This is a genomic window from Burkholderia sp. MSMB1589WGS, assembly GCF_001636105.1.
Classification (GTDB): domain Bacteria; phylum Pseudomonadota; class Gammaproteobacteria; order Burkholderiales; family Burkholderiaceae; genus Burkholderia; species Burkholderia humptydooensis.
Genome location: NZ_LNJT01000001.1, coordinates 282,804 through 303,933 on the forward strand (window position 1 = coordinate 282,804; position 21,130 = coordinate 303,933).

The 21,130-nt window shown below is 62.8% G+C and carries 16 protein-coding genes and 2 tRNA genes; 6 read left to right on the top strand and 12 right to left on the bottom strand.

From position 1 onward, the window contains the following. Window positions 1-293 precede the first annotated feature (293 nt). Window positions 294-1,499, bottom strand: a complete 1,206-nt coding sequence (gene bamC / locus WT16_RS01300; RefSeq protein WP_006026523.1) for an outer membrane protein assembly factor BamC — start codon at window positions 1,497-1,499, stop codon at window positions 294-296. A gap of 314 nt (window positions 1,500-1,813) precedes the next feature. On the opposite strand from bamC, the gene WT16_RS01305 reads away from it, so the two are divergent. The 6 genes from WT16_RS01305 to WT16_RS01325 all read left to right on the top strand — a co-directional run bounded on the left by WT16_RS01305 (window position 1,814) and on the right by WT16_RS01325 (window position 9,954). After that, entirely contained in the window at window positions 1,814-2,302 is a 489-nt protein-coding gene (locus WT16_RS01305) for a DUF2844 domain-containing protein (protein ID WP_063532545.1), read from the top strand. Window positions 2,303-2,312: 10 nt separating this feature from the next. Further along, window positions 2,313-3,506 (top strand): DUF3443 domain-containing protein, encoded by a 1,194-nt coding sequence (locus WT16_RS01310; protein WP_063532546.1) that lies wholly within the window; start codon window positions 2,313-2,315, stop codon window positions 3,504-3,506. A gap of 234 nt (window positions 3,507-3,740) precedes the next feature. After that, window positions 3,741-3,817 (top strand) — tRNA-Pro (locus WT16_RS01315). Between the two features lie 872 nt (window positions 3,818-4,689). After that, entirely contained in the window at window positions 4,690-5,505 is an 816-nt protein-coding gene (locus tag WT16_RS29825) for a class I SAM-dependent methyltransferase (RefSeq protein ID WP_197486444.1), read from the top strand. Window positions 5,506-5,933: 428 nt separating this feature from the next. Further along, entirely contained in the window at window positions 5,934-6,950 is a 1,017-nt protein-coding gene (locus WT16_RS01320) for a phytanoyl-CoA dioxygenase family protein (RefSeq protein WP_231892010.1), read from the top strand. A gap of 850 nt (window positions 6,951-7,800) precedes the next feature. Then, complete coding sequence (locus tag WT16_RS01325) at window positions 7,801-9,954, top strand: hypothetical protein (RefSeq protein WP_063532548.1); 2,154 nt, start codon at window positions 7,801-7,803, stop codon at window positions 9,952-9,954. Window positions 9,955-10,095: 141 nt separating this feature from the next. Here the strand turns inward: WT16_RS01325 and WT16_RS01330 are convergent, their stop codons facing one another. The 11 genes from WT16_RS01330 to WT16_RS01380 form a co-directional block, all read right to left on the bottom strand. After that, window positions 10,096-10,500, bottom strand: coding sequence for a MerR family transcriptional regulator (locus WT16_RS01330; RefSeq protein ID WP_006026516.1), 405 nt, complete (start codon window positions 10,498-10,500; stop codon window positions 10,096-10,098). Between the two features lie 57 nt (window positions 10,501-10,557). After that, window positions 10,558-10,962: an integration host factor subunit alpha gene (locus WT16_RS01335; RefSeq protein ID WP_006026515.1), complete on the bottom strand. Its 405-nt coding sequence runs from the start codon at window positions 10,960-10,962 to the stop codon at window positions 10,558-10,560. Window positions 10,963-11,034: 72 nt separating this feature from the next. Then, window positions 11,035-13,467: a phenylalanine--tRNA ligase subunit beta gene (pheT, locus tag WT16_RS01340; RefSeq protein WP_063532549.1), complete on the bottom strand. Its 2,433-nt coding sequence runs from the start codon at window positions 13,465-13,467 to the stop codon at window positions 11,035-11,037. A gap of 87 nt (window positions 13,468-13,554) precedes the next feature. Then, entirely contained in the window at window positions 13,555-14,568 is a 1,014-nt protein-coding gene (gene pheS, locus WT16_RS01345) for a phenylalanine--tRNA ligase subunit alpha (RefSeq protein WP_059929699.1), read from the bottom strand. A 148-nt stretch (window positions 14,569-14,716) separates the two neighbouring features. Then, entirely contained in the window at window positions 14,717-15,076 is a 360-nt protein-coding gene (gene rplT / locus WT16_RS01350; protein ID WP_004192938.1) for a 50S ribosomal protein L20, read from the bottom strand. A gap of 30 nt (window positions 15,077-15,106) precedes the next feature. After that, complete coding sequence (rpmI, locus tag WT16_RS01355) at window positions 15,107-15,304, bottom strand: 50S ribosomal protein L35 (protein ID WP_004191477.1); 198 nt, start codon at window positions 15,302-15,304, stop codon at window positions 15,107-15,109. Window positions 15,305-15,496: 192 nt separating this feature from the next. Then, entirely contained in the window at window positions 15,497-16,021 is a 525-nt protein-coding gene (gene infC, locus WT16_RS01360) for a translation initiation factor IF-3 (protein WP_075644849.1), read from the bottom strand. A 49-nt stretch (window positions 16,022-16,070) separates the two neighbouring features. Continuing rightward, complete coding sequence (thrS, locus tag WT16_RS01365) at window positions 16,071-17,978, bottom strand: threonine--tRNA ligase (protein ID WP_015600888.1); 1,908 nt, start codon at window positions 17,976-17,978, stop codon at window positions 16,071-16,073. 269 nt (window positions 17,979-18,247) lie between these two features. After that, window positions 18,248-18,324 (bottom strand) — tRNA-Val (locus WT16_RS01370). Between the two features lie 108 nt (window positions 18,325-18,432). Then, complete coding sequence (locus tag WT16_RS01375) at window positions 18,433-20,676, bottom strand: bifunctional (p)ppGpp synthetase/guanosine-3',5'-bis(diphosphate) 3'-pyrophosphohydrolase (RefSeq protein WP_063532550.1); 2,244 nt, start codon at window positions 20,674-20,676, stop codon at window positions 18,433-18,435. Between the two features lie 45 nt (window positions 20,677-20,721). Continuing rightward, entirely contained in the window at window positions 20,722-21,075 is a 354-nt protein-coding gene (locus WT16_RS01380) for a RidA family protein (protein WP_063532551.1), read from the bottom strand. Window positions 21,076-21,130: the final 55 nt, after the last annotated feature.

Sequence of the window (21,130 nt, forward strand, 5' to 3'; positions counted from 1 at the left end):
CTGGCTGTTTTTTTGGCGCCCGCCCTGATTGCTTGTTGACGATAGAAGGAGCAGCTTCCGTGCCAGCCAAAAGCGAATTATCAAGTGATTGATTTTTAACGATTAATTATCAAATGGCGGGCAGAAATGCGCATTCACTCCGGTCGTTACGATGTGACGTTACGTAACACGACGGGCGTGTGACGGGCGCACGCGCGTGCGCCCGGGCCGGCATTGACGTCCGACGCAGATAAAAAAAGCCCGCCGAAAGGCGGGCTTCGCTGGTTCGGCGCGAAGTGCCGCGCGCAGCAACCTCAGCGCAACTGATTGACGAGGAGCGACATGATCTGCCGCGCGGGCGCCGACGCATCGACGTTGCCCTTGTCGTCGACGACCGCGATGCGCGTCTCGCCTTCCGTCACCGCCTTCACGTTGACGACGTATTGCTTCGCCTTCTTTTCCTTCTTGCCGTGGAAAAGCTGGCTCCAGAAGCCCTGCTCCTCGACGCTCAGGTCCTTCGGATCGACGTAGCGGACGTAGTACAGCCCCTTCGTGCGATCGCGATCGTCGACCGTGAAGTTCGCGCGATCGAGCGCCAGGCCGACATGCAGCCACGAACGATCGTACGGCTCGGCAAGCGTCACTTCAGGCGGCACGTCCGGCACGGCCGCTTCGCTCGGAGTGCTCGACGTCGACGCGCTCGCGACGTTCTTCGCAGCGATCGCCGCGGCCGCCTCCTTGCTCTTGCTGCTCGACGCCTTCGCGCGCGACGGCGCCGCATCGTCGACGATCGGCACGCCGCCCGCCTTCACGCGCGCGTCGTTCTGTGCGATCACGGCCATCAGGCGCTTCAGGTATTCGGTTTCGAGACCGGGATCGTTCGGCTTCGGCTCCCACTTGCTCGAATCGTTGTTCGCGCCCGTCAGCGCCTCGCGCATCCCCTTCTGACTGATGAACACGTACGTGCCGCCGTTCGGCGCGGTGTCGAGGCGCGTGCGGTACTTGTTGCGCTCCGCCGTCACGTACGAGTTGCCCATCGCCTTCGAGATCACCCCGCGAATCAGGCCATCGTTGATCTGCGGATGGGTTTCGTTCCAGTCGGTTTCCATCACGCCCTTGTCACGCTGCTCGACGACGAGCAGGAAGCCCTGCTCCTGCCAGAAGCGGCGCACCTGGGGCCAGATTTGCGCGGGCGCCTTGTCGTCGATCACGAGCCAGCTCTCGGTGCCGTCGCGCTGAATGCGCATGCCCGGCACGGCGGGCGCGACCGCATCGGTGGGCGGCGCGGCCTGCTGCACCTGCTGCAGGCTGGAAAGCGACGTCGCACCGCCCTGCGGCGGCAGCGAACGTTGATCCGGCGTCTCGTCGAGCATGTTGGGCGGCACCGCGAGCGACACCCCCTTCGATTTCGAATCGCTCTTGTAGTCGATTTTCGTAGGCGACGGCGAACTGCAGCCGGCCACGAACGCGCCGGTTGCAAGCAGTGCTGCGAACCGCTTGGTAAGACGAAGATCAGTCATGTTCTGGGAATCCTTCCACTAGACTAGGTCACGGCGACTTTTCCGTGAGTCAACTTTCTATTTTACCGGTCCGGCGGCAGACCGTGCAAAAAGCGCACAGTCTCATTCGCGCTCATTTGCCCGCCCGCATTCCCGTTTGTTCGCGCGCGGGCCGCGCTCGCCCGAAACGTCAGCGCGATGCCCCGCGCCCCCGCGCCGCCGACTAGGGATAACGAGCATCCGCTTCCCTCGATTTCGGGCGCGGCACGCACCGGGACTCACTATCATTGATTGAACAGTGACCCCACCCGTATCCACCTGCGGAGGGCAGTCGCATGAACGACAAGAAATCATTCCCCCTGACACGGCGCCGCCCGGCGCACGCCCTTCTCGTTGCCGCCGCCGCCACCCTCGCCCCCGTTACCGCACACTCGCAGCTCGGCGGCACCGTCACGAATTCGCCGGCACGCGCGCTCGCGCAAACGTCGGCCACGCTGCTCGACGGCGCCGTCACGATGCGAAGCTATATCGATGCGGGCGGCACGACGATTCGCGAGTACGCGACACGCGCCGGACTCGTCTTCGCTTACACGTGGGACGGCCCGACATCGCCCAACCTGCGGCAGTTGCTCGGCGAACGCTTCTCGACCTACCAGAGCCACGCTGTCTCGACGGACGCGCGCACTCGCGCGGGACTCCATGCCGGACGCGTCGCGCAATCCGACTTCGTCGTCGAGGCCGGCGGTCGCATGCGCGCGTATGTCGGCCGCGCATGGCTGCCCGGCGCGGTGCCGTCCGGCGTGTCGATCGACGACTTGCGGTAAGGAGGCGGCCATGACCCTCAAGATCGCGTGGTGTGTCGCCGCGCTCGCCGCGACGCTCGCCGCATGCGGCGGCGGCGGCTCGACGACATCGAACTCGAACGGCACTGGCGTCACACCGTCCAATGCGGCGAACGTGCAGTCCGTTACGGTATCCGAGGGCATCACCGGCGCCGCGAACATGCTGATGACGACCGTCACTGTCTGCGCCCCGAATACGAGCCAATGCCAGACGATCGACAACGTGCAGGTCGATACCGGCTCGGACGGCTTGCGCATCCTCGCGGCCGCGCTGCCGTCGAGCGTCGCGCTGCCCGTCGTGCCGGCCGCGAATGCGCCGATCACGGGCGCCTGCGCGATATTCGGCACGGGCTTCACATGGGGCGCGGTGCGTCGCGCCGACGTGAAGATCGCAGGCGAAGTGGCGGCGAACATCCCAATCCAGGTGATCGCCGATCCCAGCACGCCGAGCGCGCCCGCCGGCTGCACGCAGAGCGCCGGGCCGATGCAAACGCAAGGGGCGCTGCGCGCGAACGGCATTCTCGGCATCGGCCTCTTCGTCACCGACTGCGGCGCCGCGTGCGCGAACAACGCGCTGCCCGGCTGGTATTACGGATGCACGGCGGGCGGGGCGTGCGCGAGCACGTCGCAGCCGATCGCGCAACAGATCGCGAATCCGGTCGGCGCATTCTCGAGCGACAACAACGGCGCGGCAATCATGCTGCCCACGATTCCGGCAACGGGTTCTGCGACGGTCAACGGCTCGCTGGTCTTCGGCATCGGCACACAGGCGAACAACGGGCTCGGCGCCGCGACGCCGCTCGCAACGATCGCATCGGGCGCCTACGTGACGAGCGTGCTCAACGGCAACACCAACGCGCGCACGTTCTTCGACAGCGGCTCGAACGGAATCTTCTTCGCGGATGCGTCGCTGCCGCAGTGCGGCTCGTGGTTCTGCCCGGCGAGCACACAGACGTTCGGCCTCTCGCTGAGCAGCGGCGACGGCGCATCGACAAAAGCGACGACGTTCCAGGTCGCGAGTTCGCAAGTGCTGTTCTCGACGTTCAACTTCGCATTCAACGACCTTGCCGGCCCGATCGGCAACGTCGTCGATCTCGGACTGCCGTTCTTCTATGGACGCAGCGTCTATACCGCGATCGAAGGAAGAGCGACGCCGCTGGGACCGGGACCATACTATGCGTACTAAACGAACGAGCGGAATGTGTGATGACCCGGTGAAGGAGGCAGCGCAAAGCTCGGCGGCGCGCGAAGTGTTGACTCGTGTTGATCTGCGTTGACTGATTCGCGTTGATCCGCGTTTCGACGGTGTCGATCCGCGGCGGACAGCATCCCGCCGAAACGAGCGGCACATGAGCGCCGAACAGAATTTGCATCGGGGCAGTTCTATTTACGAAAAGTGTCTGTTATAATTTTACGCTTTCGGGGCGTAGCGCAGCCTGGTAGCGTACCTGCATGGGGTGCAGGTGGTCGGAGGTTCAAATCCTCTCGCCCCGACCAGATCAAAACCCGCATGGCGTAAGGCTGTGCGGTTTTTTTTAATTGGTGCTCATTTTTTGGGCAAATTGGACACCATATTAGACACTGTCCAATATTTGACTCCAGACGCACGCGGAATTCGGCATAACGTCAGCATATGCATTCTTCCCGGCATGCTGAAAAAGAAAAGCCCCGCGAGTGCGAAAACTCGTGGGGCCTATTCGGCGATCCCATCCAAAAATTGACCTTCGCGCGCCCTGCACGCCTTCCACCTATTTCTGTCGGCGGCCGCCGTCGCCGCGCTCCTTCAGGCGCTTCTTCAACTTCCCGTTCTGCATGGCGAGTAACGCGGGGCGCGATCAGCGCCGCAACAGGGAAGAACCACTCTCCCGAATAATGCAGAAGCGCCCATGCAACGGCCACCACCCCAACGGCGAAGGCGACCAGGGCCAACCCGTCTGCGATCCGACATGCCGCCGTCCTCCCCGCGACTTTCGCGCAAAAGCGTACGCACGCTGCCGGCCCGGACTGAAAGACTTCAGGGCATCGCTGAATCGCGAGGCAAACACTTACGATTACGAGTTCATTTTTTGAAATTATGTGCCACATTGAAAACAAATTCAAATCGCAAAACCCTGTCGTTTATTTAGTCGAAAAAAACCAACGCCAACGCATCATCTCGCCACCATCGACTCACATATGATTCTCGTTCGCATTCATCAAACAAAACAATACATGCCGGTTGATGCACATATATCCGCCAATAATTCGGCCCCACCCTCTCAAATCCACACCAGAAACAGTACAATTCCCCCGGACCAACTGCACCAGCATCATGAAGCCCAGCCGCATCAAAATAATCCATTCCGGAGCAACATATGAAAATATGCAACATGGACATGCTGGAGCGCAAAGAATATCGTTCCTGGAAAGAAAAAAGTAGTCGCATACAATATCTAACGAAGTGTCTGGATCATTATTATTCGACCCCACTCAATTCCACAATTTCGCCATACGAGACGATGGCCGATCAGTGGTATATGGACGTCGGATGTAGCGCAGCGGACGTCATCATTCAATCGCTACACAATAGCTGGACCGGCAGAATCGAACGCGTGCTCGATATTCCTTGCGGGCACGGTCGAGTGCTTCGTCATCTAGTCAACCTCTTCCCCGATGCCGAAATTTACGCATCCGACATAGACAGATCCGGCGTGGATTTTTGCCGAGATACACTCGGAGCAATTGGCATATATTCAAATGAAGATATGACAGCCGTAGATTTCGACACAACGTTCGATCTGATATGGGTTGGTTCACTTTTCACTCACACATCGCGCACAGTAACGAGAAAGTGGCTGGAACATCTCGCAAAATTCTTGACAGAAAACGGGATCATCGTCGCAACGGTACATGGCAGATGGTGCGAAACAGTTGCCCAGAAATCCCCCTACATCAATGTAGAATCCTGGAAAAAAATCCTTCGCGAATATCAGGAAACCGGGTACGGTTATCATGATTACAATCCATCCGAGAATCATGACTATATATCCGGAAGCTATGGCGTGTCGTTAACAACCGCATCCGAGATATTAAAAGACATTGAGTCAGTCAAAGGAATTCGCATTTTCTCTTACCGTGAAAGAGGTTGGGCGGATCATCAAGACGTATTGGTCGTCGGCAGGCCGGCATACGATCACTCATGGTAAGGCACGCATTTTCGACGTGTTGCGTGCTCGCATGACTTCAGGTGCGATGGCAACCCTCAGGATAAAAGATCGCCGTCTCACCTAACCAGTCAGGTGCCATGTAGCAGTTCGTCACTGCCTCCCGCCGCCACACCTCGCCACTCGATGTCCGACCGAACGGCATGTGCGCACGCAGATTGGCAGCGGCCGCCATTTCCTTAGACAATTGAAATCACGATCGATCGACTTCGAGTCCTCCCATGAGCGCCAGTCGGTTGCCTAAGCGCCACGAAAAGATTGCTCTCCATTCTCTCCCGCTGCGACGAAGCTTTGTTTAATAGAAATTTCCTACCACAGTCCAGACGATGATTTGATATAGTCACAACTACCTCACATCGCCGCCGCCCAATACCATCAACTGTAAGCCGCAATTCACTCAACCATACATCATGAAAATCGAGAACTCCGTAAAAAAACAACCTCGCCCGTGGTTCATGGATGACGCTCGAATTCCGAGCAAACTGGCTGCACTGGATGATGACATAAGAATTCATGCCCACAACATCATCGAAAACGGATTCACCGTCATCAAAAACTCGATACCAAAATCGCATTGCTCAAATTTAATTGAAAAATTCGAGCAATTCGCCGACAAGAATTCCGACAAATTCAAGAGATTCATCGATGCTGATGGACATTATCCTCGCATCGTCAATCTGCACGCTGCATTTACCGATCTTTTCGACTTATTCTCGAAAAACCATATCGGCCACCGCGTACAGCAGACCCTCTTCGAGGCCACGCCTTGCCTCTATACATCATTGTTTTACGAGCGAGGATCGGCACAAACACCGCATCGAGATACTCCAGTGTTTTCCACGCGCCCTGAGTATTTCTACTTTGGGGTATGGGTTGCCCTCGAAAATGCCAATTTGCAAAACGGCGCACTTCAGGTTTACCCGGGAGGCCACAAATTTCCGGAACTGGACCGTGAAAGCATCGCGCTCAAGCGGTTTGGCTCGCTCGACGATATCCCACCCACGTCCAACGATCTTTGGATCGACTACCAGAACGAAGTCGAACGTCAATGCAAGGAAGCAGGACTGACATTGCAGTCCCTGTGCGTCGAGGCAGGCGACACGGTAATCTGGCACCCGCAACTGCCACACGGCGGTGGGCCGATCGCGGACATCTCGAAAAGCCGTTTCAGTTTCGTGATGCACACCACGCCAGTCGGCGTTCCGGTATATCACCAGGACAAATTCTTCAACCCTCGCGGTGAAGCAGCGATCGACGCACCGTGGCGGTACGAAAAAGTTGACGGCGCATATCGCGTAATCCATGACGAAGTCAACTTTGCGCACAAGGAATCGTTCCCGGTCAGTGCATTTCAAAGCGCAAAAGAGGCGAAAAACGCGACGCAGCGTAATGGGTTGTTTGGATCGATCAGGAAGCTGTTTTCTTGAATTCGCGCGAAGCGACGAGTCGACAGGAAACACGTTCAATCTTCGGCTTGCCGATCGCCGCATCGCGCATCGCCCACATGATCGAATCGCCGATCGCTTGCGAATCGGCGCCGTGCCCGTTCTGCTAAGGCGTCTTCGTCGCAACCGTGCCCGATCACCGATGCCAGCCCGCGCCACGGGCTGGCATTGACGTGGCCTCCGCGTCGGCATCCCGCGTCGACTGCAACCGGCCCCGTCCGCAAACGCCTCGACAAAGTCGCCCGCCGTCCGCGCAACCGATGCCGCGACCGGCAGTACGATGGTCCTGCTTAGCCGGCCGCTCGTACGTGCCGGCGAGCGACGCCATCCCGCGCGGCGGCGAGCCCCCATCGACGTCGATACGAACGCTCCTGCGTCGATCGCATCCCGAATTCATCGCACCTCCCGAGCGTTGACATACGACGCGATCTTTCAGCCACGACGTGGCCCCCCCCCGGCGGCCGCCCCATGCAGCACACGGCGTCCACATGAATCGCCTCCGATATCGACGAGCACCGCGCCAGGACGAAACCATCCGCCAATTTTCCGCCTCCCGGCTCGCCGCGCCCCGTCATACAGGCGTTTGATTCGTATCATCGACATCGCGACATCCGCACTGCGATATGCGTTCTCGCACCGCAGCACGATGTGCCGACGTTTGGTGCCGTCCCTCTAGCGCGGCTATGCCACACTGCCCCCAAACATCGGCGCCAGCCGACGCGCGCGCTCGCGCGCCAGTCACGACAAAGATAGGGAGACATCAACGATGTGGACACCGGTCCAGCGCGTCCATTGCACGCCATCTCATCGCGCGCCCGGCGCATGGCGCGCCATGCGCACGGCCGTTTCGGCTTCGCGCTGGTTCTTGCGCTCGTGCGCGGGAATGGCGGTCACGCTCGCCGTTCTGAGCGCGGGATGCGCGGAATCGACACCCCAATCCGACACCGGCGGCGGCACATCGACGACGATCGAGCGCACGAAAGCCGAGCGCCTCGCGCGCGAACAGCAGATCGCGCGGACCGTGCCGACGCTCGCGTCGATCAAGGTCGACCAGCCGCGCCCGCTCACGCTGCGCGATTCCGGCCAGAGCGGCACGCTCGCGTTCCTGCGTGAAGTCGATTTCCGCATCGTCGGCGATCTCGGTTTCCTCGTCCACGAGCTGTCGGCGACGCTCGTGCCGACGCATCCCGGCGCCCCCGCCGTGTTCGACGACCCGACGAGCTTCGACATCGCCGTGCACCACGGCACCGTGACGCTCGACAACACGAAGCTCAACGCGCTGTTCGGCGGCTACATCTTCGGCTATCGCAACGCGCCGCTGCGCAACGTGCGCGTGACGGCAGGCGACGGCGTCCTCGACATCCGCGGCGACATGCAGCGCGACGGCTGGGTGCCGTTCTCGCTGAGGGGCAAGCTGGAGATCCGCGGCGGCTCGACGCTCGTGTTCCGCCCGACCGACGTGCACGTATCGGGCATCGACGCGGGCCCCGTGATGCGGGCCGCGAAGGTGCAGGTGTCGGATCTGCTGAAGATCGACACGCCGATCGTGCGGCTGAACGGCAACGATCTCGTGCTCAACGTCGACAAGCTGCTGCCGCCGCCCCATCTGAAGATCAACATCGTCTCGCTGAAGCTGACGCCCGCCGGGCTCGATCTCGTGCTCGACGACGGCACGAAGGCGGGCTTCACGATGCCGGAGAGCGCGCCGAAGCATGCGATGTATCTGCGCGGCGGCGACGTGAAATTCATGCGGACGATGCCGATGAACGCGGACATCGTGATCTATCCACCGCGCGAGGCGTCCCCGGACGACGCGTTCATATTCGACATGTATCACTATCGCGATCAGCTCGTCGCCGGCTATTTCAACTTCGAGCCGAGCGGCGCGCTGTCGATCCTGATGCCGTCGTATCGGCAGGTCGCCCGCCCCGTCGCGGCGAGCGTCGGCAGCGCATCCGCGCGCTTGAACGACAGCCTGATCGACGCGCAGCAGTCGAGCCTCAACGAAGCGCGCCGCCAGTGGGAGGCGTTCGCGATCGTGCCGAACAACGGCATGCCGCAGTCGAACTTCCGCAAGGTGGCCGCCAAGCGCGGCGGCGACGTATCGGCGTTCAGCCCGCGCCATATTTCGAACGGCACGACGACGATCCACCTGCACAACGCGGACTTCTACATCGCGGGCAACATCGGCTTTCGCGTCGACGATCTCGTCGTCCAGCTCGTCTCGAAGCGCGCGGGCGAGCCCGTCGATCTCGACGATCCGAACCAGTACGACATCCGCATCCTGAGCGGCTCGGTGCTCGCGCCCTGGAACGCGATGTCCGACCTCTTCAATCGCCATCTGCTCGACTATTCGCCGCGCTCGCTGAACGATCTGAAGCTGAGCCCCGACGGCAACGCACTGCGCGTGCAGGGCGGCATCAAGCTGTGGAACCAGGTGCCGCCCGGCGTCTGGCTGCCGGCCGACATGAAGGGTTCGCTCACGCTGCTGGACGACCGCCATCTCGCGTTCACGCCGACGCAGGTATCGGTGCTCGGCATACCGCAGGCGAAGCTGCTGCGCGCGCTCGGCATCGAGCTGTCGTCGCTCGCGCCGCTCAAGCGCCGCGGCGCCGAGCTGCGCGGCGATTCGCTCGTGCTCGACCAGCACACAGTGTTCCCGCCGCCCGTGCTGGTCGGCCACATGTCGCAGGCGACGGTCGAACCGGACGGTCTGCGCCTGACGTTCCGCCCCGCGCCGAATTCGCCCGCGCTGCGGCCGCCCGCGAACCTCCCGGACAGCTACCTGTGGCTCGAAGGCGGCGACACGAAGATGTTCAACGTACTCGTGCTGAACATGCGCATTCTCGTTCTGGACACGGCGAAGCAACGGGTGCGCTTCGACCTCTACGACTACCGCGACGTGGTCTCGCGCGGCTCGGTGCGGATGGTGCATGACGGCACGCTATACGTCGACGTCGGCAAGAAGGACCCGCTCGTGCCGTGATCCTCGCCGCGCGCGCACGGCCGCGCCGCGGCGAAGGGCGGAGCAGTCCGAAAAAGCCCGGGCGAACTAAGGGTTCGCCCGGCTTTGTCCACGCTTTTCAGCCTGCCTGCCAGTCGAACGGCACTCGGCCCGGCCCGGCGCTCAGCCGCGCTTGAGTCCGTCGATCACGTCGATCAGCGCCTGGCGCAATTGCGCGACATCGACCGTCTCGCGTGCGGCCGGCTCGGCCGCTTGCTGCTCGAGCTCGTGGGGCTCGGGAGGCGCGCTCCGCTCGCTGCCGACTGCGTCGAGCCGGTTGCGGGCGCCGTTGATCGTGAATCCCTGCTCGTACAGCAGCTCGCGGATCCGCCGGATCAGCAGCACCTCGTGGTGCTGATAGTAGCGGCGGTTCCCCCGCCGCTTCACCGGGCGCAACTGCGTGAACTCCTGCTCCCAATACCGCAGTACGTGAGGTTTCACGCCACACAGTTCGCTCACTTCCCCGATCGTGAAATAGCGCTTCGCGGGAATCGGGGGCAACACGACTTTCTCAACCGTCGACGCCATCGTCAGTTAACCGTCGGTAAGGGGCGCGGGCGCTGCGCGCAGAAGCGAAGCGCCGGCTTAACGCACGAGATCCTGCTCGGCGCCGTTTTCGACGAGCGCCTTCAGCTTCTGGCTCGCATGGAACGTCACGACACGGCGCGCGGCGATCGGAATCGCCTCGCCCGTCTTCGGATTGCGCCCCGGCCGCTGCGGCTTGTCGCGTAGCTGGAAATTGCCGAAGCCCGAGAGCTTCACGCTCTCGCCGTTTTCGAGCGCGTCCCGGATCACCTCGAAAAACGCCTCGACCATGTCCTTCGCCTCGCGCTTGTTGAGGCCGACACTGTCGAACAGCAGTTCGGCCAATTCGGCCTTCGTGAGCGTCGGCGTATCGCCGGCGGGAGACGACGCCGGAACGTCGCGGGACATGGCGCTGCGCTGCGCCGTCAGAAGGGCTTCAAATTCACTCGAGTTCATGTCGTTCATATCTGCAAAACCAGCGCGTCAAACTTGGACAAAAACACTGACAAAAGCGGCGGCTTCCACCGCTTTTGCGCCCTATCCGCGCAAACGCGCGCCATAGACTCGAGCCATGCGGTCCACGAGGGTCTGAATCGCCTGATCGACCGTCTCGTCCTGCAAGGTTCCGGCCGCATCCTGCAGCGTGACGCGGAACGCAAGGCTTTTCTCGTGGGCTGACAACCCACTGGAAGTATTTGATTTTGCACGAAATTCGTCGAAGAGCGCAACTTTCTGGACGAATTTGCACGCGTCCTCGGCGAGCGCCTTCTTCATTTCGTCGAAAAGCGCCTGCACTTCGACCTTCTGATCGACGACAACCGCGATGTCGCGACGCACCGGCGGGAACTTCGACACCTCCGACGGCGCAGGCAGCGCGCGCGCGACGAGCGCATCCGCGTCGATCTCGAACATCACGGGCGCGTGCGGCAGTTCGTACTGCTGCATCAGGCGCGGATGCAGCTCGCCGATCCAGCCGACCGCGCGGCCGTCGACCTCGATCTGCGCACTGCGGCCCGGGTGCAGCGCCGGATGCTCGGCCTTCACGAAGCGCGCGACGACGGGCGCGAGCAGCGCCTCGAGGTCGCCCTTCACGTCGAAATAATCGACCTGGCGCGTCGCCGCCGCCCATTGCTCGTCGACGGCGGGCCCGTACGCGAGCGCGCCGACGCGCTTCGGCTGCGCATAGCCCTCGACCGCGAGCTCGCCCGCCTTCACCGCCGGGTCGGCGATGAACACGCGCCCCGTCTCGAATACGCGCACGCGATCGGCGCGGCGGTTCAGGTTATGGCGCAGCACGCCGACGAGGCTGCCGAACAGCGTCGTGCGCATCACCGACAACTGGCTCGCGATCGGGTTCAGCAGGCGCACCGGGTTGTCGTTGCCGGCGAAATCGCGCTCCCACTCGGCATCGACGAAGCTGAAGTTGACCGTTTCCGCGTAGTCGCGCGCGGCGAGCGCGTGACGGATCGCGTGAATCGAGCGGCGCGTCTCGTCGGTCACGCGCATCTCGCTTTTCGCAACGGGCGGACGCGCGGGAATCTTCTCGAAGCCGTGAATCCGCGCGACTTCCTCGATCAGATCCTCTTCGATCTCGATGTCGAAGCGATGCGGCGGCGGCGTCACGCGGAACACGTCGCCGTCGCGCTCGAACGCGAGGCCGAGCCGCGTGAAGATCTGCGCGACTTCGTCCTCGCCGATCTCGACACCGATGATCCGGTTCGCGCGCGACACGCGCATCGTGACCGCCGCGCGCTGCGGCAGGTTCACGACCTGATCGTCGACGGGGCCCGCCTGGCCGCCGCAGATGTCGAGGATCAACTGCGTGATCCGCTCGACGTGCTCGACCGTCGTCGAATAATCGACGCCGCGCTCGAAGCGATGCGCCGCGTCGGTCGAGAAGTTGTACTGGCGCGCGCGGCCGCGGATGCTGTCCGGCCACCAGAACGCCGCTTCGAGATAGATGTTGGTCGTGTCGAGGGTCACGGCCGTGCTGTCGCCGCCCATGATGCCCGCGAGACTCTCGACCTGGGCATCGTCGGAAATCACGCCCACCGTCTCGTCGAGCTCGACCGTGTTGCCGTTCAGGAGCTTGAGCGACTCGCCGCGCTTGCCCCAGCGCACGTCGATGCCGCCGTGGATCTTGTCGAGATCGAACACGTGCGACGGGCGGCCCAGCTCGAACATCACGTAGTTCGAGATGTCGACGAGCGCCGATACGCTGCGCTGGCCCGCGCGCTCGAGGCGCTCGACCATCCATCGCGGCGCCTTCGCGCGCGCGTTCACGCCGCGAATCACGCGGCCGGAAAAGCGCCCGCACAGATCGGGCGCAGAAATCCTCACGGGCAGCGTCTCGGTCAGCTCGGCAAGGACCGGCCGGATGTCGGGCGCGACAAGCGGCGCGCCCGTGATCGCGGCCGTCTCGCGCGCGATGCCGAACACGGACAGGCAATCGGCCTTGTTCGGCGTCAGCTTGATTTCGAAGACCGTGTCGTCGAGATTCAGCGCGTCACGGATGTCCTGGCCGACGGGCGTGTCTTCCGGCAGGATCATGAGGCCGCTGTGATCTTCGGAAAGCTTCAGCTCGCGCGCCGAGCAGAGCATCCCCTGGCTCTCGACGCCGCGCAGCTTCGACAGCTTGATCGCGAACGGCGCGCCGCCTTCTTCGGCGGGCGGCAGCTTCGCGCCGACGAGCGCGACCGGCACCTTGATGCCCGGCGCGACATTCGGCGCGCCGCAGACGATCTGCAGCGTCGCGCCGGTGCCGGCGTCGACCTGGCAGACGTTGAGCTTGTCGGCATCCGGATGCTTGACCACCTCGAGCACGCGGCCGACGACGATCTTCTCGGTCGGCGGCGCGGCCGGGCGCAGCGACTCGACCTCGAGCCCCGCCATCGTCAGCGCGTGCGACAGCTCGTCCGTCGTCAGTTGCGGATCGACAAAGGTTCTCAACCAGGATTCAGGGAATTGCATGGATATCCACGTTCGAAACAGGTTAGATCGAGGCCCGGCGCGCCGCCTCGACAGGCCGGCCGGGCGCGGAGCGAGACGGTCGCGCCGTTACGCGAACTGCCGCAGGAAGCGCAGGTCGTTCTCGAAGAACAGACGCAGGTCCTGCACACCGTAGCGCAGCATCGTCAGCCGCTCGAGGCCGCTGCCGAACGCGAAGCCGATATAGCGCTCGGGATCGAGCCCCATGTTGCGGACCACGGTCGGGTGCACCTGGCCGGAGCCGGAAATCTCGAGCCACTTGCCGGCGTTCTTGCCGTGCTCGAACATCATGTCGATTTCCGCCGACGGCTCGGTGAACGGGAAATACGACGGACGGAAGCGCACGAGGATGTCGTCGCGCTCGAAGAATTTCTTCAGGAAATCGGTATAGACGCCCTTCAGATCCGCGAAGCTCACGTTCTCGTCGATCCACAGGCCTTCGACCTGGTTGAACATCGGCGAGTGCGTCGCGTCGCTGTCGACGCGGTACGTGCGACCGGGGGCGATCACCTTGATGGGCGGCCGGTTCATCCGCGCGTAGCGAACCTGCATCGGGCTCGTATGCGTGCGCAGCAACAGCGGACGGCCGTCCGCGTCCTTGCCGTCGACGTAGAACGTGTCCTGCATCGAGCGCGCCGGATGGTTCTCCGGGCTGTTCAATGCGGTGAAGTTGTACCAGTCGGTTTCGATCTCCGGGCCGTCGGCCACGTCGAAGCCGATCGAGCGGAAAATCTGTTCGACGCGCTCCCACGTGCGCATCACGGGATGGAGGCTGCCTGTCCCCGCTCCGCGGCCGGGCAGCGTGACGTCGATCGCCTCGGCGGCGAGACGCTGGTTCAGGAGCGCGTCGGCGAGCGCCTGACGGCGCGCGTTGAGCGCGGCTTCGACCTGCTGCTTCGCGACATTGATGCGCGCGCCTTCCATCTTGCGCGCTTCGGGATCGAGCTTGCCGAGGCCCTTCAGCAGCTCGGTCAGTGCGCCCGACTTGCCGAGAAACCGCGCCTTCTCGTTCTCGAGCGTGGTGATATCCGCAGCCCCTTCGAACGACTGCTGCGCGTCGGCGACAATCTGGTCCAGATCCATTGATCCCATCACTTCCAACGTCAGTTGTGCATGTCGAGCGAAACGCCCGACCCAACAAAAAAGGGGCTCGGAAGAGCCCCGTTTTCGCTGCAGCGGCCGCGACTACCGGAACATCGCTGCAGCTCACCACGCAGTGCTAATTTCGCAATTAGGCTGCAACGGCGGCCTTCACCTGCTTCACGATCGCGGCAAAGGCTGCCTTGTCGAACACCGCCATGTCGGCCAGCACCTTGCGGTCGAGTTCGATCGACGCCTTCTTCAGGCCGTTGATGAACACGCTGTAGGTCATGTCGTGCTGACGCACGGCCGCGTTGATACGCGTGATCCACAATGCGCGGAACACACGCTTCTTGTTGCGGCGGTCGCGGTACGCATACTGACCGGCGCGCATCACCGCCTGCTTGGCGATGCGGTAGACGTTATTGCGACGGCCGCGATAACCCTTGGCCAGGTTGATGATCTTCTTGTGACGGGCCCGTGCGGTTACCCCACGTTTGACTCGAGGCATGTTTCTCTCCTGTGAGTATCGGTTGAGGGGTTACGCGAACGGGAGCATCGCGCGGACGGAGTTCAGATCGGAATCATGAACTGCCGTGGCGCCGCGCAGGTGACGCTTGTTCTTCGTGGTTTTCTTGGTCAGGATGTGGCGCTTGAAGGCTTGACCGCGCTTGACGGTGCCGCCCGGACGCACCACGAAGCGCTTCGCAGCGCTCTTCTTGGTCTTCATCTTAGGCATGACGAACAACTCCAGTTTATTTGATGGAGGTGGGTGTGCGGTTGGCTTGCGCCCTCAACCCGCCCTTCGGAACCCAGTCCACTTGTGTACGGCGCGTGCGCTCGCGCGACCGCCGCTGTTTCGGGCGGCCGCCCTGACCGGGCGACGCGCCGAACCACTTCATCGAACCGCCGCGCTCGCGCGGCACGCTCGTTACTTCTTTTTCTTCGGCGAGAGCACCATGATCATCTGGCGCCCTTCCATCTTCGGCATCTGCTCGACCTGACCGACTTCGTCGAGATCGCCGCGCAGACGCTCGAGCATCCGCATGCCGATTTCCTGGTGAGCCATTTCACGGCCGCGGAAACGCAACGTGATCTTCGTCTTGTCGCCTTCCTCGAGGAAGCGCATCAGATTGCGAAGCTTGACGTTGTAATCGCCGTCATCGGTCCCCGGGCGGAATTTCACTTCCTTGACCTGGATGACCTTTTGCTTGAGCTTCGCCTCGTGCTGCTTCTTGGCTTCCTGGTATTTGAACTTGCCGTAATCCATCAGACGGCAAACCGGCGGAGACGCCTGCGGCGCGATTTCCACCAGGTCAACATCCAGTTCTTCCGATTTACGGAAAGCCTCGGCGAGTTTCACGATGCCGATGGGCTCACCATCGACCCCGACCAGACGCACTTCCGGCGCAGTGATTTCACCGTTGATGCGATGCGACGACTTATCAGTAGCGATGTTACGTTTCCTCTAAAAATTAAAAAAACGAGCCGCGCTGCCAGGGCGGTTACTTGAACGCCTGGATGTCCTCACGCAGACGCTCAACGAAGGCTTCGACGGGCATGACACCCAGATCGACGCCGCCACGGGCACGCACGGCTACCGTTTGTGCTTCACGCTCCTTGTCGCCTACGACGAGCAGGTAGGGAACTTTTTCGAGCGTGTGCTCGCGTATTTTATAGCTAATTTTCTCGTTGCGCAAATCGGCCGATACTCTAAGCCCTTGTTTTTGCAACGATTGAGCAACAGTCTGAGCATATTCAGCCTGACTTTCGGCGATATTCAGCACAACCGCGTGCGCCGGCGCGAGCCAGACCGGCATTGCACCAGCGTGGTGCTCGATCAGAATCCCGAGGAAACGCTCCATCGAACCGACGATCGCCCGGTGAAGCATCACCGGCCGGCGGCGGCTGTTGTCCTCGGCGACGTACTCGGCGCCGAGCCGCTCCGGCAGCATCATGTCGAGCTGCAGCGTGCCGCACTGCCACGAGCGGCCGAGCGCATCCTTGATGTGGTACTCGATCTTCGGACCGTAGAACGCACCCTCGCCCGGCAACTCCTCCCACTCGAGGCCGCATGCCTTCAACGCGTTGCGCAGCCCTTCCTCCGCGTGATCCCACGTCTCGTCCGAACCCATCCGCTGCTCGGGACGCAGCGACAGCTTGATGTCGATGCGATCGAAGCCGAAATCCGCGTAGACGCTCATCGCGAGCTTGTTGAACGCGATCGCCTCGGAGTTGATCTGGTCTTCCGTGCAGAAGATGTGCGCGTCGTCCTGCACGAAGCCGCGCACGCGCATCAGCCCGTGCAGCGCACCCGACGCCTCGTTGCGGTGGCACGAGCCGAATTCGGCGTACCGCAGCGGCAGGTCGCGATACGAGCGCAGCCCGTGCTTGAACACCTGCACATGGCCCGGACAGTTCATCGGCTTGATCGCGTAGTCGCGCTTCTCCGATTCCGTCGTGAACATGTTCTCGCGATAGTTCTGCCAGTGACCGGACGCTTCCCACAGCGAACGATCCATGATCATCGGCGTCTTGATCTCGAGATAGCCGGCCGCATCGAGACGTCGGCGCATGTACTGCTCGACCTGCTGCCAGAGCGTCCAGCCCTTCGGATGCCAGAACACCATGCCGGGCGACTCTTCCTGAAGGTGGAACAGGTCGAGCTGCTTGCCGAGCTTGCGGTGATCGCGCTTCTCCGCCTCTTCGAGCATGTGCAGATACGCGTCCTGGTCTTCCTTCTTCGTCCAGGCGGTGCCATAGATCCGCTGCAGTTGCTCGTTCTTCGAGTCGCCGCGCCAGTACGCACCCGCGACCTTCATCAGCTTGAAGACCTTCAGCTTGCCCGTCGACGGCACGTGCGGGCCGCGGCACAGATCAGTGAAGCCGCCGTGCGAATACAGCTTGATCTCGTCGCTCACGGGAATCGATTCGATGATCTCCGCCTTGTACTTCTCGCCGATGCTGCGGAAGTACGACACAGCCTCGTCGCGCGACACGACGCGGCGCGTGACGGGCTCGTCCCGCTTCGCGAGCTCCTGCATGCGCTTTTCGATCTGCTCCAGATCCTCGGGCGTAAACGGGCGATGGTAGGAGAAATCGTAATAGAAGCCGTTGTCGATCACAGGCCCGATCGTCACCTGCGCGTCCGGATGCAGTTCCTTCACGGCGTAGGCGAGCAGGTGGGCGGTCGAGTGGCGAATGATGTCGAGACCGTCGGCGTCCTTGTCGGTGACGATCGCAAGCGACGCATCGCGATCGATCAGCGCGAACGTATCGACGAGTTCGCCGTCGAGCTTGCCGCCGAGCGCAGCTTTCGCAAGACCGGGGCCGATCGACGCCGCCACTTCGGCGACCGTCACCGGATGCTCGTATTGGCGAACCGAGCCGTCGGGCAAGCGTATCGAAACCATATAGCAATCTCCGTGATGCCGTCAGTGACCGGCAGACTATCAACGCGCGAACGCGGCAATGAAAACGCGCGACAAAAAAAATGCGGCCCCGCTTTCGAGGGGCCGCATTCCGATACTCCAAAACCACAAGGCGAAAACGTTCCTCGACTAGCGTCGCTCCGAATAGGTTTCGGTCAACGTTCGCGGTGTCATAACCGTATTCGCCTTTTGCGTAGAAATTTTCTACTGCCGCCGATGCCCGGCGAACCAGGCATTCAGCCGAATGTCGTTGGTAGGCTCGATTGGATTCGAACCAACGACCCCCACCATGTCAAGGTGGTGCTCTAACCAACTGAGCTACGAGCCTGAAGAAGCTGAAATTATATGGAGCTCTTTTCGTCTTGGCAAGTGTTTTCGTGCATATTGTTCGGGGAAGTTCGCAAGCCGTTGCCGCATCGCCGCCCGCGGGCGGCGCTCACGCCTTGCGGGCCGCCCGGACGACGCCCTGAACCTCGCCGAGCAGCGTGCACGCGCGCTGCACCTGCGACGCGCTCGACACCTCGACCGTGAATTGCATGAAGGCCGCGTTGCGGCGACTTTGCGTCTTCACGCCGATCACATTCATCTTCTCGCGCGCGAATACTTCGGAGATGTCGCGCAACAGCCCCTGCCTGTCGGACGCCTCGATCATCAGATCGACCGGATAGACGGACGCGCCCCGCCCGCCCAGCACGTCGGCGGACCAGGTGGTTTGCAGCACGCGCTCGGGCGCGCGCTCGGCCATCCGGCGGAATGTCGCGCAATCGCTGCGGTGGATCGACATCCCCTTGCCGCGCGTGACGAAGCCGCTGATCGGATCGGGCGGCGCCGGGCGGCAGCAGCGGGCGAGTTGCGTGAGGAGCGCGTCGACGCCGACGACGAGCACACCCGTCGACGCGCCGCGCGCGACGTTCGCGCCGCTCGCGCGCTTCTCGAAGCTCGCGGGCGCCTCCGGTTCGGGCTCGGGCGCCGGCGCGTCGGATAACGCCTGCTCGACGTTGCGCAGGCTGAACTCTTCCTTGCCGACGACCGAAAACAGATCGTCCGGCGACTTGAAGCCGAGCTTCGCCGCGAGGTGCTCGAGATTCACCGACGTCTTGCCTTCGCGCTGCAGCGTCTTTTCGACGAGCGCGCGGCCGTGCGCGACGTTCTCCTGCTGATCGATCGCGTTGAACCACGCGCGCACCTTCTGGCGCGCGCGCGAGCTGCGCAGATAGCCGAGCTGCGGATTGAGCCAGTCGCGCGACGGGCCGCCCTCCTTCACCGCGACGATCTCGACCGTCTGACCGTTCGCGAGCGGCGTGTTGAGCGGCACCATCGCGCCGTCGACGCGCGCCCCCCGGCAGCGATGGCCGAGTTCGCTGTGCAGGTGGTACGCGAAATCGACTGGCGTCGCGCCCTGCGGCAGCGCGATCACGCGCGCCTGCGGCGTCAGCACGTAGATGTGATCGTCGTCGAGCGTCGTCTCGCGCAATTGCGCCCACGCTTCATGGCCGCTCACGTCCGAGCCGCCGCTGTCCGCGATCTCGTCCTTCCACGCGAGCAACTGACGCAGCCACGCGATCTTCTCGTCGTATTTCTCGCTCGCGGCGAACTGGCCGCCGTAGCCGCGCGCGCCCGCCTCCTTGTACCGCCAGTGCGCGGCGACGCCGTATTCGGCGAAGCGGTGCATTTCCTGCGTGCGGATCTGCACTTCGAACGCGCGGCCGTCGTCGCCGATCACGACCGTATGCAGCGACTTGTAGCCGTTCGGCTTCGGCCGCGAGATGTAATCGTCGAATTCCTTCGGTACCGGCTGCCATAGGTGGTGAACGATGCCGAGCACCGTGTAGCAATCCCTGATGTCCGGCACGATCACGCGAAACGCGCGCACGTCGTAGAGCTCGGAAAAGTCGAGCTCCTTGCCGCGCATCTTGCGCCAGATGCTGTAGATGTGCTTCGGCCGGCCGCTCACTTCGGCCGGGATGTGCACGGCCGCCAGCTCGCGTTGCAGCCGCTCGATCGCGCCGGCGACGTAAGCCTCGCGCTCGACGCGCTTCTCGTCGAGCAGCTTCGCGATGCGCTTGTAGGTGACGGGATCCTCGAAGCGGAACGCGAGATCCTCGAGTTCCCACTTCAATTGCCAGATGCCGAGCCGGTTCGCGAGCGGCGCGTAGATTTCGAGCGTCTCGCGCGCGACGTCGGGCGGCGGCTCGATTTTCGCGGCCGCATAGTAGCGCAACGATTGCAGCCGCGACGCAAGCCTGATCAGCACGACGCGGATGTCCTGCGCGAACGCGAGCAGCATCTTGCGCAGCGCCTCGATCTGCGCGCGCCGCTCCGCCTGCGCGTCGCGGCTCGCATCGGCGGGCGCGCTCTGCGCGGCGCGCAGGCTCACGGTGCCGAGACGCAGCAGCTTGCGCACGTCGGTGACGAGGCGCGCGACCTCGTCGCCGAAGCGCCCGGCGATCTGCTTTTCGGGGTCGCTCAGATACGGCGCGAGTGCGAACAGCGCCGCCGCCTGCGTCGCGGGCGGATCGACGTTCAGCCGCTGCATGATCGCCGACGTGCCCGTCGCATGATCGGCGAGCAATTCTCCCGACGACAAGCGCGCGTCGCCCGCGTGCTCGCGCACGAACGCGAGAACGTCGTCGAGCGACGGCGCCGCGGCGGTAGCGGAGGATGCGGAACCGGCTGTCATCGTCGGGTATTGCAGGCTGCCTGAAAAAACGTGTCGTGCGTCGGCTCAGTTGCGTTGCGCGGCGACCACCACCACTTCGACGAGGCAAGCGGGATTCGCGAGCTTCGCCTCAACAGTCGCGCGCGGCGGCGTCGCGCCCTGTGCGACCCATGCGTCCCACACTTCGTTCATGCCCGGGAAGTTCGCCATGTCGGAGATGAAGATCTGCACCGACAGCAGATGCGACTTGTCGCTGTCCGCCTCGCCGAGCAGGCGGTCGATGTGGGCGAGCACTTCGCGCGTCTGGCCCTTGATGTCCTGCGCCGTGTCCTCGGCGATCTGGCCCGCGAGGTAGACGGTGCCGTTGTGAATCGCGATTTCGGAAAGGCGGGGACCGACGTGGTGACGAGTAACTGCCATGAGAATTCCCGGTTGAATGGTTGATCGGTGGGCGGCGCCGCACGCGGCGAACGCA

Bases quoted from the DNA above. Each gene is read 5' to 3' on its own strand.
- WT16_RS01380 (WP_063532551.1), bottom strand. From the start codon at position 21,075: ATGGCAGTTACTCGTCACCACGTCGGTCCCCGCCTTTCCGAAATCGCG.
- WT16_RS01310 (WP_063532546.1), top strand. From the start codon at position 2,313: ATGACCCTCAAGATCGCGTGGTGTGTCGCCGCGCTCGCCGCGACGCTC.
- WT16_RS01325 (WP_063532548.1), top strand. From the start codon at position 7,801: ATGCGCACGGCCGTTTCGGCTTCGCGCTGGTTCTTGCGCTCGTGCGCG.
- rpmI (WP_004191477.1), bottom strand. From the start codon at position 15,304: ATGCCTAAGATGAAGACCAAGAAGAGCGCTGCGAAGCGCTTCGTGGTG.
- WT16_RS01335 (WP_006026515.1), bottom strand. From the start codon at position 10,962: ATGAACGACATGAACTCGAGTGAATTTGAAGCCCTTCTGACGGCGCAG.
- WT16_RS01330 (WP_006026516.1), bottom strand. From the start codon at position 10,500: ATGGCGTCGACGGTTGAGAAAGTCGTGTTGCCCCCGATTCCCGCGAAG.
- WT16_RS29825 (WP_197486444.1), top strand. From the start codon at position 4,690: ATGGACATGCTGGAGCGCAAAGAATATCGTTCCTGGAAAGAAAAAAGT.
- pheS (WP_059929699.1), bottom strand. From the start codon at position 14,568: ATGGATCTGGACCAGATTGTCGCCGACGCGCAGCAGTCGTTCGAAGGG.
- WT16_RS01375 (WP_063532550.1), bottom strand. From the start codon at position 20,676: ATGACAGCCGGTTCCGCATCCTCCGCTACCGCCGCGGCGCCGTCGCTC.
- pheT (WP_063532549.1), bottom strand. From the start codon at position 13,467: ATGCAATTCCCTGAATCCTGGTTGAGAACCTTTGTCGATCCGCAACTG.
- rplT (WP_004192938.1), bottom strand. From the start codon at position 15,076: ATGCCTCGAGTCAAACGTGGGGTAACCGCACGGGCCCGTCACAAGAAG.
- WT16_RS01320 (WP_231892010.1), top strand. From the start codon at position 5,934: ATGAAAATCGAGAACTCCGTAAAAAAACAACCTCGCCCGTGGTTCATG.
- WT16_RS01305 (WP_063532545.1), top strand. From the start codon at position 1,814: ATGAACGACAAGAAATCATTCCCCCTGACACGGCGCCGCCCGGCGCAC.
- thrS (WP_015600888.1), bottom strand. From the start codon at position 17,978: ATGGTTTCGATACGCTTGCCCGACGGCTCGGTTCGCCAATACGAGCAT.
- bamC (WP_006026523.1), bottom strand. From the start codon at position 1,499: ATGACTGATCTTCGTCTTACCAAGCGGTTCGCAGCACTGCTTGCAACC.